This window comes from uncultured Mobiluncus sp., from assembly GCF_963511525.1.
GTDB lineage: Bacteria > Actinomycetota > Actinomycetes > Actinomycetales > Actinomycetaceae > Mobiluncus.
Map to the genome: position 1 here is coordinate 16,040 of NZ_CAUPIY010000017.1, position 13,022 is coordinate 29,061.

Sequence of the window (13,022 nt, forward strand, 5' to 3'; positions counted from 1 at the left end):
GAGGAGCGGGATGCCAGCAATCGTGGATGATCAGGGCACCCGTCAAGTCGTTCTGGACCTAATCATTGAAAAGGGTCCCATTACTGCTTCTGTCCTGGCTAATATCCTCAAACTTACCCCAGCGGCAGTTCGTCGCCACCTCATCTATCTGGAGGAGAGCGGGCAGATTGAGAACCTTGAATCGACCGGCAAGATTCGCGGCCGCGGGCGTCCGGCACGTCACTATGTGGCGACTGACGCCGGACGCGCCACGCTGCCGGATGGATACTCGCAGATGGCAAACAAGGCGCTGGACTACCTGCAGCAAGTCGCCGGCGACCAAGCTATCGAAGACTTTGCCAATCGGCATTCGCGAGAGGTCGAACGCCGCTACGCTCCGGTAGTTCACGCCGCCGGAGACGACCCACAAGCCCGGGTCGTGGCCTTGGCGGATGCGCTAGCACAGGACGGTTACGCGGCAACCGTCCGACAAACCGCCCACGGGCTGGCACTGCAGCTATGCCAAGGATCCTGCCCGGTACAGGACGTTGCCAAGTCTTATCCAAAGCTGTGTGAGGCAGAAACACAAGCCTTCTCCCGACTGCTCGATACCCATGTGCAGCGCCTCGCCACCCTTGCTGAGGGGGACCATGCCTGCACCACCTGTGTGCCGCTAACCTTGCGCAAAAATGGGGCTCTGAGCAGCATTAATGTGTTGAACGGAGGGAAGCGAAGTCGGGGGGAATAAATCAGCTAGACAGTCTCCCGGCAACTTCTAAATATCAAGCCCCGACCGGGCTAACTAGACTTAGAGAAAACCTCAAATGAAAGGATAGAGATGAGCGATGCTCTGACTGAGTCAGATCAGAAAAAGCGCGCGGATGATGAGATTATCGAGTCTATTTCCGATAAGTACGAATTCGGCTGGCATGACTCCGATGCCGCCGGACAAGCCGCGAAACGCGGCTTGGATGAGGACGTGGTGCGCTACATCTCCGAGATGAAAGATGAGCCGGAATGGATGCTGAAACTGAGGTTGAAAGCCCTCAAGATTTTTCAGCGCAAACCCATTCCGAACTGGGGTCCCGATTTGCAGTTCCTGGACTTTGACGAGTTTAAGTACTTCGTGCGGGCTGCCGATAAGGTCGCTCAATCCTGGGACGACCTGCCCGAGGACATCAAACAGACCTATGACCGTCTGGGAATTCCCGAAGCGGAGCGTCAACGCCTGGTGGACGGGGTGGCCGCCCAGTACGAATCGGAAGTTGTCTATCACCAAATCCGCGAGGACCTTGAGAAACAGGGTGTTATCTTCCTGGACACCGACACGGGACTGAAAGAATACCCCGAAATCTTCCAGGAGTACTTTGGGCGGGCCGTGCCGGCGGGGGATAACAAGTTTGCCGCGCTGAACACGGCTGTGTGGTCCGGCGGTTCGTTTATCTATGTTCCCAAGGGAGTGCAGTGTACGGTTCCCCTGCAGGCCTACTTCCGCATCAACACCGAAAGTATGGGACAGTTTGAACGAACTTTGATTATTGCTGACGAGGGCTCTTACGTACATTACGTAGAGGGCTGCACCGCCCCGATTTACCAGTCGGATTCCCTGCACGCCGCCATAGTGGAAATCTTCGTGAGAAAGAACGCCCGGGTGCGTTACACGACTATTCAAAACTGGTCGAATAACGTGTTGAACCTGGTGACCCAACGCGCCTTTTGCGAGGAGGGCGCCACGATGGAATGGATTGACGGCAACATCGGCTCGCGCATCAACATGAAGTACCCCTCGGTATACCTGCTGGGCGAGCACGCCCACGGCGAGACGCTGTCCATCGCTTTTGCCGGCAAGGGGCAGCATCAGGACACCGGCTCAAAAATGCTGCACCGGGCCCCGCACACGTCCTCGCATATTGTCAGCAAATCCATCTCCCGGCAAGGCGGGCGTTCGTCATACCGGGGTTTGGTAGATATTGCCGAAAACGCCACCGGTTCCAAGTCCAACGTGCTGTGTGACGCCCTGCTGGTGGACACCATTTCCCGCTCCGACACCTACCCTTATGTGGATGTGCGCAATGACGAGGTCGAAATGGGGCACGAGGCAACTGTTTCCAAAGTGTCCGAGGACCAACTGTTCTACCTGATGAGCCGAGGGCTCACCGAGACGGAAGCGATGGCGACCATCGTACGCGGTTTCGTTGAGCCTATCGCCAAGGAACTTCCGATGGAATACGCCTTGGAGTTGAATCGACTAATCGAACTGCAGATGGAAGGGTCGGTGGGCTAAATGACTGAAGTAACTGTGCCAACAGGCGGAGCGCTGGCCGCTCCGACCCCAACCCGACTGACTTCCACTTCCGTTGAGGATTTTCCGATGCCGACCGGGCGGGAAGAAGCCTGGCGCTTCACCCCGTTATCGCGGTTCTCCAGTTTGCTGGAAGAATCTCTCCAGGGCGGTAGCGCCAAGTTTGCGGTGGACGGTGTGGCCTTGCGTACCGACGAACCAGTCCAACCCGAGGCGGATCTGACCCTGAAACTGTCCGCAGTGGCGGGGTTGTCGCCGCTGGCTGGAGCCCCTTTCGACCGTGCTGGAGTGGTTGGCTGGAATAATATTTCCCAGACCCTCGATGTAGCGGTTACGGGTGCGGTGAGTCGACCGGTCTGGATTGACGTCACCGCCGAGGGGCCAGACACCGTCGGTCACGTGCGGATATACGCGGAAAAAGCGTCCCAAGCTACCATCGTGCTGCGTCATCGCGGCGGCGGCTCCCTGAACGAGACTTTGGAAGTAAAAGCGGAGCCGGACGCGAAACTGAACGTGGTCAGCCTGCAAGCCTGGGACGATACCGCGGTGCATATGGCGACCCAACAGATGACGTTGGGGCAAAACTCCAGCGTGAAACACGCCAACGTCACCTTGGGAGGGGACTCAGTACGCATCGCGATGGGAGTGAATCTGCCCGCAGAACGCAGCAATCTAAACCTGCTGGGTCTGTACTTTACCAACGCGGGGAAACATCAGGAACACCGGCTGTTTATCGAGCACAAGGGGCAAAAATCGAAGTCCCGAGTGACCTACAAGGGTGCTTTGCAAGGCCAGGAGGCACGCACCGTGTGGGTCGGTGACGTCGGTATCGGGCCGCAGGCTTTCGGGACGGATTCCTACGAACTGAACCGAAACCTGGTGCTGGGCAAGGGACCTCGCGTGGATTCCGTGCCGAACCTAGAGATTCACAACGGTGAAATCGAAGGTGCCGGACACGCTTCAGCGACCGGCAGATTTGACGACGAACAGCTGTTCTACCTGCAAAGCCGCGGTATCGATGCAGTCAACGCGAAACGACTGGTCGTGCGCGCGTTCTATGCGGAACTATTGAATATGCTAGAAATACCGGAACTGACTGACTACGTGTTGGAAACCGTAGATAGTCACCTGAGTGTAGGGAGTTTGCAATGAGTTTTACCAAAGTTGGCAGTATCGATGAAATCGAGCCGGGAACCGGCAAAGAAGTTACCGTGGAAGGCGTTGAAATCGTGGTTTTACGCAGCGATGAGGGAGATTTCCACGCGATGGCAAAGGAATGTCCGCACGCCGGGTTCTCCATGGTGGACGGCATTATTGAGGATGGCTGCGTCGAGTGCGCCGCGCACGGGGCGCAGTTCGATTTGGAAACCGGCGAGCCGCAGTCGCCGGCCCACGACCCCCTTCAGATTTACCCCGTCCAAATTGCCGACGGTTTCATTGCAGTGGACGTGAGAGCATAACGAAGCCCATCTCAGCACGAAACGTGCCGAACAGCTTGGAATGAAAAAAGGAAACAGGAGAAAACAGTGTCAGTGTTGGAAGTAAAGAACCTCAAAGCCCAGGTGGAGACCCCGGAGGGGCCGAAAAAGATATTGAAAGGCGTAAACCTGACCATCAACTCCGGCGAAGTACACGCCATTATGGGACCCAACGGTTCAGGCAAATCGACTTTGAGCTATGTTCTGGCGGGACACCCGAAGTATGAGGTCACCGATGGTGAAGCCCGGCTGGACGGCAAGAACATTCTGGAGATGAGTGTGGACGAGCGCGCTCGGGCGGGACTGTTCTTGGCGATGCAGTACCCGGTCGAGGTCCCCGGGGTGAGCGTGTCGAACTTCTTGCGCACCGCTAAAACTGCGGTGGCGGGGCAGGCTCCGGCGCTGCGTAAATGGATGAAAGAAGTCAACGGAGCTTTTGACGACTTTAAGATGGAGAAAGAATTTGCCAGCCGGGATCTGAACGCGGGCTTTTCCGGCGGAGAAAAGAAACGCCTGGAAATCCTGCAAATGCAGCTGCTGGCGCCGCAGTTCGCGATTTTGGACGAAACAGATTCCGGCTTGGACATTGACGCTCTTAAGGTTGTTTCCGAGGGCATCAACCGGGTGCATGAGGCCGCCAATACCGGAATCCTGCTGATTACCCACTATTCCCGGATTTTGCGTTACGTTCACCCCGTTTTTGTCCATGTGTTTGTGGACGGGCGCATCAGCAAAGAGGGCGGACCGGAACTGGCCGATGAACTCGAAGCCGAGGGCTACGACAAGTACCTGGGAGCCTCGACGGCTGCTTAAGGGCGGCGTGAGCGGCGAAGGGAAAGAATTGTCATGGTAACAGGCCCGGCGACAGATTTTAGCGAAGCGGAACTCGCTCGGATTCGCGCGGATTTTCCGATTCTCAGCGTTTCGGGACGCGACGGTCAGCCCATCGACTACCTGGACTCGGGGGCAACCTCACAAAAGCCGGCGGTCGTGTTGGATGCCATTGACGATTTTTACCGCCGCCACAACGGGGCGGTACACCGGGGCACTCACCAGCTCGGCGACGAAGCCACGGCTTTGTTTGAAGATGCCCGCCAGGACGTCGCGGACTTCTTGGGAGTGAGCGACCCCGAAGAAATCGTGTGGACCTCGGGAGCCACTGAGGCGCTGAACCTGGTGGCTTACGGGTTCGCCGCTGCCACTTGGGAACGCGCGGGCGGACCTTTTGCCTTGCAACCGGGCGATGAAATCGTGTTCACCAGGGCGGAGCATCACGCCAATCTGGTGCCGTGGCAGCTGGTGGCCAAACGCACCGGAGCCGTTACGAAAGTCATCGAGCTGACCCCCAACGGGCGCTTGGACGTGAGCGGCCTAGAGGACGTCATTACGCCGCGCACGCGGGTCGTTGCGTCCACACACCTGTCCAACGTGACCGGGGCGGTGACGGACATTGCGCCAATTATTGCCGCTGCCCGGGCGGTCGGTGCCATCGTCGTCATGGATACCTGCCAATCCAGTGCCCACCTACCGCTGGAAGTCGATCAGCTCGGGGTTGATTTCGCGTGTTTTTCCGCGCACAAGATGCTCGGCCCCACCGGGGTGGGAGCCTTGTGGGGGCGCCGTGAGTTGCTCGAACAGCTGCCGGTGTTCCTCAGCGGCGGTTCCATGATTGAAAACGTGACGGTGGAGGAAACGACTTTCCTGCCGGCACCCTACCGCTTCGAAGCTGGCACCCAACCGGTCGCCCAGATTGTGGGTTGGGCCGCCGCGTGCAAGTACCTGCAGGAACTGGGGATGGAACGGGTCGCTGCACACGAACAGGCCCTCACCGCTTACGCCCTGCCGAGGCTGGTGGAGATTCCTGGCGTGAAACTGCTCGGTCCCACCGACATGACGCATCGCGCTGGGGTATTGTCCTTTGAAATGAAAGGGATTCACCCTCATGACCTGGGGCAATACTTGGATTCTCAAGGTGTGGCGGTGCGGGTCGGGCATCACTGCGCCATTCCGCTGCATCGTTTCTTTGAGGTGAACGCCTCCACGCGAGCCACGTTCAGCCCCACCACGACTATTGATGAGATTGACCGCTGGCTGCAAGCGCTTCCGCAGGCCGCAAAGTTCTTTGGCGTTACCCCGGCGGATAGTTGAATAGACAGAAGGAACACAAGTGAACGAACTGGAAAACCTGTATCAGCAGCTCATCTTGGAGCAGTCCAAGGCTCGGCATGGAGCCGGCACCCTTCCCGGCTGGGCTGCCAGTTCTCATCAGGTCAATCCGACCTGCGGAGATGAGGTTACGCTGCAGGTGGAAGTGGCTGACGGAAAGTTGCGCAACCTGGTGTGGGACGGACACGGCTGCTCGATTTCGCAGGCCTCTCTGTCGATGATGTGGGAGCTGGTTGAGGGCCAAGACCTGGAAACTGTGCACGGGCTGGAACAGGATTTCAACGAAATGATGCATTCACGAGGCCGGGGCGTGGATGAGGATTTGCTCGATCGTCTGGGCGATGCCTCCAGCCTGGAAGGCGTTTCCCGCTATGTCAACCGCGTGAAATGCGCCCTGCTGGGGTGGATGGCCTTGAAAGATGCGCTGGCCCAAGCTGTGGCGACTGATGGAACCGGCGGCGGCACGCAGGCAGCGCCGCACTGTGACCCGAAAGTGATGAACCGGCCTTCTGACCCTGAAACCCCTCAAACGACAAAGGAGTAAACCCATGAGTGAAGAACCCTTGAGTAAAGAGCTATTGGAAGAGTTGGGCACTCCGCACGCCAGCGCGGCGGTGGAATCAGAGGTCAGCACCGCACCAGCAGGGGCGGCAACCTTGGTTGACGGGATAGCGGCGGATGCCGTGGCGAATCCCGGCGCGGAACTCTCCGAACAGCAGCGTGCCTTGGTGGAAGAAATCGTGGAACTGCTGAAAGACGTTATCGACCCGGAACTGGGCATCAACATCGTGGATTTGGGGTTGCTTTACGGACTGCATCTGGACGGAGACGACCTGGTTATTGACATGACCCTGACCTCTGCTGGCTGTCCGCTGACGGATATGATTGAGCGCCAGTGCCGTTTCGTGCTGGAAGATTTGGTGAAAACCGTGTCTATCAACTGGGTGTGGCTGCCGCCGTGGGGTCCGGACAAAATCACCGAGGACGGCCGCGAGCAGCTGCGGGCCCTCGGTTTCAACGTGTGAGGTCACCAGGTTCCCCACCTGCGTTTCTGGGCGAAGCTGCGTTTCCGAGGGGCGGTTGGGTGTTGCCCTCAGAGGGGATACACGGAGACTAGTTCGTGCAAGCCGAAAAAGTCGTCCGGGTTCCTGGTGAACAGGGGCAAATTGTGTGCCAGAGCGGTGGCGGCAATCTGGAGGTCGGCGAAGCGACGCCGTGGTTTTCGGCCCAGAGCCACAACCGCCGCATAGATTCGGCCATAAGCACGGGCGGCGGAGGCGTCAAAAGGAATGGGTGAGAAGGCTGCCTCGGTGCGCTGCAAGCGATCCAGGCGGGCGGAGCGTTCTATCTCAGATTTGGCGGCGTAAACCCCGGCCTCCAGTTCAGCCAGGGTGATGGCGCTGATAGCGCTGTGCAAGGGCAGGGAGTCGGTGGGAAGCTCAGTAATATCAATGATTATCGAGGTGTCCAGTAATCCATATTCGAGTCGGGACATCAAACACCCATGTCTACGAAATCGTCGATATCAGTTTTGAAAGTGTCGCCATCCACCGCGGGAGCTTCGCTGAACCGGGACAGAACCACGGCGGTGTTGGAAAACCAGGTGTCCTGTATGGGGCTGAGTTCGGCGACCGGCCGGCCGTTGGAAGTGACAATAAATGTTGCACCGGACGCGACTTCTCGCATCACCCGTCCGGATTCGTTGCGCAGTTCCCGCTGGGTTAGTGTGGCTTGCATGACTCCATTGTAGCGCAGCGTGCTACGAGGGTTCAATAGGCGCGCGCGGCGCTATTTTCAGTCCGGCGCCGGTTTGGTTCGCGGCTCAGACCTGGCGAAACAGCGGTTTACCACCTGCTCTGCCGGGGAGGGGGAGTCGCTGAAACACCGCCAACTGGTCACCTGGCGACTATTGAACGGTGGAAAGATAGGCAACAGGCCAGCGTAACGCTTAGAATTACCCCATGTCCCACCTTTTTACGCCGTTTCGGCTGAAAAACCTCGATACCCGGAACCGTTTGTGGATGCCGCCGATGTGCCAATTTACCGCCTCTTCCGAGGGGCCGTCCGCGGGTTGGCCTAACGATTGGCACGAAGTTCACTACGGGGCCAGGGCATCAGGCGGGGTGGGTGCCGTCATTGTGGAAGCGACCGCGGTGAGCCCGGAAGGACGCATCAGCCCTTTTGACTTAATGCTGGATCGGGATGAAAAAATCCCGGCTTTTGCCCGGTTGGCCACCCTCATCAAGGAAGGCGGCGCGGCTGCGGGCATCCAGATTTCTCACGCCGGCAGGAAGGCCTCCACGTCCCCTTCCGGCACGCCCCTGGCTCCCGAAGACTCCGACCTAGGAGGCATCGGCTGGCATACCATTGCGCCCAGCCCGATTCCGTTTACCTCCCGCCATGAGATTCCCCGCGAAATGAGTGTCGCGGATATTCACAAGACGCAAGCGGACTTCGTTTCCGCCATTCGCCGCGCTTTGGCGGCCGGTTTCGATTTTGTGGAACTTCACGGCGCCCACGGTTACCTGTTGAGCCAGTTCATTTCCCCGCTGACTAACCAACGCACCGATGAATATGGCGGGGATTTGCAGGGGCGTTTCCGTTTTTGGCGTGAACTGGTCATGGCGATTCGTGGGGAGCTGGGGGAAAATTTCCCGCTCTTGATGCGGATCTCGGCGACGAACTGGGTTCCCAGCGGAGCATTCGGGCTACAGCGCGACGTTACTCTGGAGGACTGGGGTCGGATTGTCCAGGATTTGGCCGCTTTCGGGGTTGACTTTATCGACGTGTCCACCGGCGGTTTGATTGACGGGGTAGAGATTCCGCAGGCCCCGGGTTACCAGGTGAAATACGCCACCGAGATTCAAGACCGGGGGCCCTTGCCCGTTTCGGCTGTCGGCATGATTACCGAACCGGCACAAGCTGAACAGATTTTGGTCAACGGCCAAGCCTCCGTGGTCCAGGTCGGCCGGCCTTTGCTGACTGATCCGTCGCTGCCCCTAGCCTGGGCGGCGCGTTTGGGCGACGAAGCCCCCATTCCCAAGCCGTACATTAGTGGCACTCCGCGCAGCTAACGCCGCCGGCTCCAGGCGGACCGCCACCAGAAACTTTTGGAACCGGGACGAGGCTTTCCTCGGGAGTTACTTTGCTTTCGCAATCAGAGCTTGGCCCAGATATGTTACGAATTCCTGCAATTCGGCGCGAGCCTCGTTGGCATCCATGACGGGATTTTTGCCATCAAAATACACCCGAATTTCCAAGTTGCCGACTCGCTGAAACACCCCGACTTCGGTGGGGGCAATCTGGCCTTCACCGCGGTCCGTTCCGTAAGTCATCATCAAGCCGTCTTGGGCTCCGTCAAGCGGATAATCCGCCGCGGCGGTGGTTTGCTGGGAGCTGGCGCCTCCGGGAGCTGTCACCGCGTAGGTGGGACAGGCTTGAGCCAAATCCCGCTGGACTTGAATGGCTTTCTGGGCCTGCGCCACGGACGGGTAGGCTCGCAGTTGAGAGCGCACTACCGTAGCGTGATTGTTGAGGTTAGCTTGGGAAAAAGCTGCGGGGATTTCCGGTTTGTCGGTATAGGAGGCGATGAGCTTTTGCTGGCACATTTCGGGTTTAAACGTGGTTTCCCGCAACAGATCCAAGGCTTGATGATCCGCGGAGCGCATCGAGGCGGTCGTTTCTTCGTCATACACTTTCAAGCTGTCGCCCTTAATCTTTAACCCACCTAAAATAATGGCGAGGTTCGGGCCGGAAAACTGTTTCACCATCGTTGGCAGAGAATCCTTTTGCTTGATGTAAGCGCTGTCAGGGTTGTCCAGAGTCTGTTTCGTGCCGGCACATCCGCTCAACGCTACGGCAAGCAGTGCTGCCCCCAGGACGCTGGCGACTGTCTTTTGGTAACGCATCAGTTTTCCTCTCTAGTCTGTCTCAAACAGTTTACCGTTTTGTGTGGTGTGCAAAGACCACGGCTCAATCCACCTCAACGAGTTCCAAATACGTTTCATCCCACAGGTCCTCATCGCCATCGGGCAGCAGCAGGACTCGTTGCGGATCCAGCGCTTTCACCGCGCCCGGATCGTGGGTGACCAGGATAACCGCACCCTCATAAGTGGCCAAGGAGTTCAGGATTTCCTCCCGTGAGGCGGGGTCCAGGTTATTGGTCGGTTCGTCCAGCAGCAGCACGTTCGCCCCGCTCACCACCAACGTCGCCAAAGCTAGGCGTGTCTTTTCGCCACCGGACAGTACCGCGGTGGGTTTGTCGGCGTCCGCCCCGGAGAACAGGAACTGTCCCAACAGGGAACGCACCTGGGTGTCGTCAAGTTCTGGAGCAGCCTGGCGCAGATTCTCTACCACGGACAGGGAATCGTCCAGGGTCTCGTGTTCCTGAGCGTAATAGCCGAGCTTCAGTCCGTGACCGGCAACCACCCGTCCAGTGTCGCTGGTCTCCAGACCAGCCAAGATACGCAACATGGTCGTTTTCCCCGCACCGTTGAACCCTAACACCACTACTTTTGAGCCGCGGTCGATAGCCAGCGTCAGGTCGGTAAAGACTTCCAGGGAACCGTAGGTTTTGGAAATCCCCTCAGCAGCTAGGGGAACTTTCCCACAAGGCTGGGGCTGCGGGAAATCCAGTTTGGCCACTTTTTCTTTCGGACCCTCCGCCTGGGTATTTTCCAGCAGCTGCGCCGCCCGGCGCAACATCTGTTGGGCCGCCACGGCCTTGGTGGCTTTCGCGTGCAGACGCTCACCCTGGGCTTGCAGGGCCGCGGCTTTCTTTTCCGCTACCGCCCTTTCCCGTTTCCGCCGCGCCTCGTCGTCAGCGCGAGCTTGCAAATACGCTTTCCAGCCCATGTGGTACATGTCCAACGCGCCGCGCATCGCATCGAGGTACAAAACCTGATTTAAGGTTTCGTCCAAAAGTTTCACGTTGTGCGAAATAATCAGGACCCCGCCGGGAAACGTTCGCAGGTAACTGCGCAGCCACACTATGGAATCGTGGTCTAAGTGGTTGGTGGGCTCGTCCAACAGCAGGGTGTCCGCCCCGGAAAACAGCACGCGTGCCAGTTCGACCCGGCGGCGTTGCCCCCCGGAGAGCGTCCCTAACGACTGACGTAACGTTTCGTTGGAAATCCCCAAGTTAGCGGCGATTTGTGCGGCCTCGGAAGCTGCCGCGTAGCCGCCGGACATATGAAACTCCTGATCCAGGCGCACATATTTTTCCATGGCCTTTTGCTGTTTTTCGCCCGTCTCGCGGCTCATCGCCTCCTCTGCCTTACGGATTCTGGCTTCGATGACATCGAGTCCGCGCACGCTCAAGATGTGGTCGCGCACGATCTGGTCAGGATCGACTTCTCGAGGGTCTTGGGGAAGGTAACCCGGGGTGCTCGACCGGGACACGGTTCCCTCAACCTGAATCGCGTCGGGCAGTCCGGTACCGCTCAGCAGTCTCATCAGGGTGGTTTTGCCGGCGCCGTTGCGTCCCACCAAGCCGACCCGCATACCTTTGTTGACCTGGAATGAAGCGTGTTCCATGAGGACACGGTCCGCAATCCGCAAGGTGAGGTCAGTGGCAGTAATCACCCCAAGAGTTTAGTCGGAAAACCGCCAGAACCGAAAACCTGCCCACCCGGCCTTGTGACGTGAGATGCAACCCCCAACAAATCCGTCTGGCGAACGATTCTCGGGACGAAAAATCACCCCAAAGGGTGAGTGGTCGCGTCGGCGGGTGCGATAGCGTTAAAACGCACAAGCCGCTCGACTGGAAGGACAGAAAATGGCTGAAAAGCAATCTATTTTGGGACGTATTGCCCAAATTACCAAGGCTAATATCAACGCGCTGCTGGACAAGGCAGAGGACCCCGAAAAGCTGCTTGACCAGCTGGTACGTGATTACACCAATGAAATCGCGGAGGCTGAACAGGCGGTGGCGCAAACGATTGGGAATCTGCGTTTAGCGGAACGCGACCGCGATGAGGATCAGCAGGCCGCCACCGATTGGGGGGCGAAAGCCGCGGCGGCTTCCAAAAAAGCCGATGAACTGCGAGCTGCCGGCAACGCGGCCGAAGCCGACAAGATGGACAACCTGGCGAAGGTCGCCATCACGAAACAGATTAGCTTTGAAAAGGAGGTCGAGGAAGCGGCTCCGATTATTGCTTCTCAGACCGCCACGGTGGATAAGCTCAAGTCCGGGCTGAACACGATGAAGATGCAGCTGGAGGAGTTGAAGTCGAAGCGGGACTCGTTGGTGGCTCGCTCGAAGACCGCGGCCACGCAAACCCAGGTGCAGCAGGCCGTGTCCAAGATTAACATTATGGATCCGACTTCCGAACTGGGGCGTTTTGAGGAAAAGGTCCGCCGGGCCGAGGCCATGGCGGCCGGTCAGGCCGAGCTGGCGGGAGAGAGCGAATCCCTGGAGGAACAGTTCGCCGCCCTGGATGTGTCCGCGGCAGACGCGGAAGTTGCAGCGCGGCTCAACGCTTTAAAGAGCAACGGCTAGGGAGCTAACAAAGTTGTGGGGCTGGTTGATTGTCAACCGGCCCCACGCTGTTTTTACGTCCTAGGAGTTAAGCTGACCTTGGGTTCGGGGTTTTGGCGCGAGCCAGTTTGGGCGCAAACCGTGCCAAGCTGTAGGCCGCGGCGGTTGCTAGGGTTAGCATGGTCATAATCAGACCTACGATTCCGGTCGCCACAAGGCAAAGCGTGGAAAGGACCAGCGCGGGGAGGAGCCACCCTACAGAAAACCCGTGCTTAATGGAGGCTGCTACGAAACCAAACGAAGCCAGCGCCAGGACTAGCACGGCCAGCTGGGAGGGAAGGGGTATCGACGCATAGTAAATAGTGGTGTGTTCAGAGGGGTAAAATGTTTTGCCGCTCAGGTACAGCTGCCACAGTGCGAACCCGGAGTGAGCCACGACGACGAGACTGAGAAATATGGCAACAATTCGTTGAAGAACCAAATTTGCTTTCATCGTTGAAACCCTTTCAGAACACCGACAATTCAGCAATATTTTATCTTACGGTTCAAATGAAAACCAGGGGTCGGCGTACCTTATGTATTTTGAGCGCGTAGGTGATGTGGTGCCTCATATAGTTTG

Annotated in this window: 15 protein-coding genes; 10 read left to right on the plus strand and 5 right to left on the minus strand. The window is 58.1% G+C overall.

Going from position 1 to position 13,022, the window contains the following annotated elements; all coding sequences use genetic code 11:
- Positions 1–10 precede the first annotated feature (10 nt).
- From RQ935_RS09570 to RQ935_RS09605, 8 genes are all read left to right on the plus strand, one after another.
- Positions 11–727 carry a metalloregulator ArsR/SmtB family transcription factor gene (locus RQ935_RS09570; protein WP_297346931.1) on the plus strand — a complete coding sequence of 239 codons (717 nt, stop codon included), beginning with the start codon at positions 11–13 and terminating at the stop codon, positions 725–727.
- Between the two features lie 90 nt (positions 728–817).
- On the plus strand, positions 818–2,263 hold the full coding sequence (gene sufB / locus RQ935_RS09575) for a Fe-S cluster assembly protein SufB (protein ID WP_295027165.1): 1,446 nt from the start codon (positions 818–820) through the stop codon (positions 2,261–2,263).
- A complete protein-coding gene (locus RQ935_RS09580) occupies positions 2,264–3,433 on the plus strand; it encodes a SufD family Fe-S cluster assembly protein (protein ID WP_297346664.1) in 1,170 nt (389 codons plus the stop codon). It abuts the gene before it with no gap.
- Positions 3,430–3,741, plus strand: coding sequence for a Rieske 2Fe-2S domain-containing protein (locus RQ935_RS09585; RefSeq protein WP_297346665.1), 312 nt, complete (start codon positions 3,430–3,432; stop codon positions 3,739–3,741). The genes RQ935_RS09580 and RQ935_RS09585 overlap by 4 nt, the downstream gene beginning before the upstream one ends.
- A gap of 66 nt (positions 3,742–3,807) precedes the next feature.
- Positions 3,808–4,572: a Fe-S cluster assembly ATPase SufC gene (sufC, locus tag RQ935_RS09590; RefSeq protein WP_311498177.1), complete on the plus strand. Its 765-nt coding sequence runs from the start codon at positions 3,808–3,810 to the stop codon at positions 4,570–4,572.
- A gap of 33 nt (positions 4,573–4,605) precedes the next feature.
- Complete coding sequence (locus RQ935_RS09595; protein WP_311498178.1) at positions 4,606–5,907, plus strand: SufS family cysteine desulfurase; 1,302 nt, start codon at positions 4,606–4,608, stop codon at positions 5,905–5,907.
- Between the two features lie 19 nt (positions 5,908–5,926).
- Complete coding sequence (sufU, locus tag RQ935_RS09600) at positions 5,927–6,469, plus strand: Fe-S cluster assembly sulfur transfer protein SufU (protein WP_297346668.1); 543 nt, start codon at positions 5,927–5,929, stop codon at positions 6,467–6,469.
- Positions 6,470–6,473: 4 nt separating this feature from the next.
- On the plus strand, positions 6,474–6,950 hold the full coding sequence (locus tag RQ935_RS09605; protein WP_311498179.1) for a metal-sulfur cluster assembly factor: 477 nt from the start codon (positions 6,474–6,476) through the stop codon (positions 6,948–6,950).
- Positions 6,951–7,018: 68 nt separating this feature from the next.
- Here the strand turns inward: RQ935_RS09605 and RQ935_RS09610 are convergent, their stop codons facing one another.
- Together RQ935_RS09610 and RQ935_RS09615 are read right to left on the minus strand one after the other, a co-directional pair.
- Positions 7,019–7,420, minus strand: coding sequence for a type II toxin-antitoxin system VapC family toxin (locus tag RQ935_RS09610; protein ID WP_311498180.1), 402 nt, complete (start codon positions 7,418–7,420; stop codon positions 7,019–7,021).
- A complete protein-coding gene (locus tag RQ935_RS09615; protein ID WP_311498181.1) occupies positions 7,420–7,662 on the minus strand; it encodes a type II toxin-antitoxin system prevent-host-death family antitoxin in 243 nt (80 codons plus the stop codon). Before RQ935_RS09615 ends, RQ935_RS09610 begins: the two co-directional genes overlap by 1 nt.
- A gap of 224 nt (positions 7,663–7,886) precedes the next feature.
- On the opposite strand from RQ935_RS09615, the gene RQ935_RS09620 reads away from it, so the two are divergent.
- Entirely contained in the window at positions 7,887–8,999 is a 1,113-nt protein-coding gene (locus tag RQ935_RS09620; RefSeq protein ID WP_311498182.1) for an NADH:flavin oxidoreductase/NADH oxidase, read from the plus strand.
- A gap of 66 nt (positions 9,000–9,065) precedes the next feature.
- On the opposite strand, the gene RQ935_RS09625 is transcribed toward RQ935_RS09620, so the two are convergent.
- Together RQ935_RS09625 and RQ935_RS09630 are read right to left on the minus strand one after the other, a co-directional pair.
- Positions 9,066–9,833 (minus strand): hypothetical protein, encoded by a 768-nt coding sequence (locus RQ935_RS09625; protein WP_297346671.1) that lies wholly within the window; start codon positions 9,831–9,833, stop codon positions 9,066–9,068.
- 64 nt (positions 9,834–9,897) lie between these two features.
- Positions 9,898–11,508, minus strand: a complete 1,611-nt coding sequence (locus RQ935_RS09630) for an ABC-F family ATP-binding cassette domain-containing protein (protein ID WP_297346672.1) — start codon at positions 11,506–11,508, stop codon at positions 9,898–9,900.
- A gap of 193 nt (positions 11,509–11,701) precedes the next feature.
- On the opposite strand from RQ935_RS09630, the gene RQ935_RS09635 reads away from it, so the two are divergent.
- Positions 11,702–12,424, plus strand: a complete 723-nt coding sequence (locus RQ935_RS09635) for a PspA/IM30 family protein (protein WP_311498183.1) — start codon at positions 11,702–11,704, stop codon at positions 12,422–12,424.
- Between the two features lie 67 nt (positions 12,425–12,491).
- On the opposite strand, the gene RQ935_RS09640 is transcribed toward RQ935_RS09635, so the two are convergent.
- The gene (locus RQ935_RS09640; RefSeq protein WP_297346599.1) at positions 12,492–12,896 is read right to left on the minus strand and encodes a hypothetical protein; all 405 of its coding nucleotides are present in this window, start codon (positions 12,894–12,896) and stop codon (positions 12,492–12,494) included.
- Positions 12,897–13,022 lie beyond the last annotated feature (126 nt).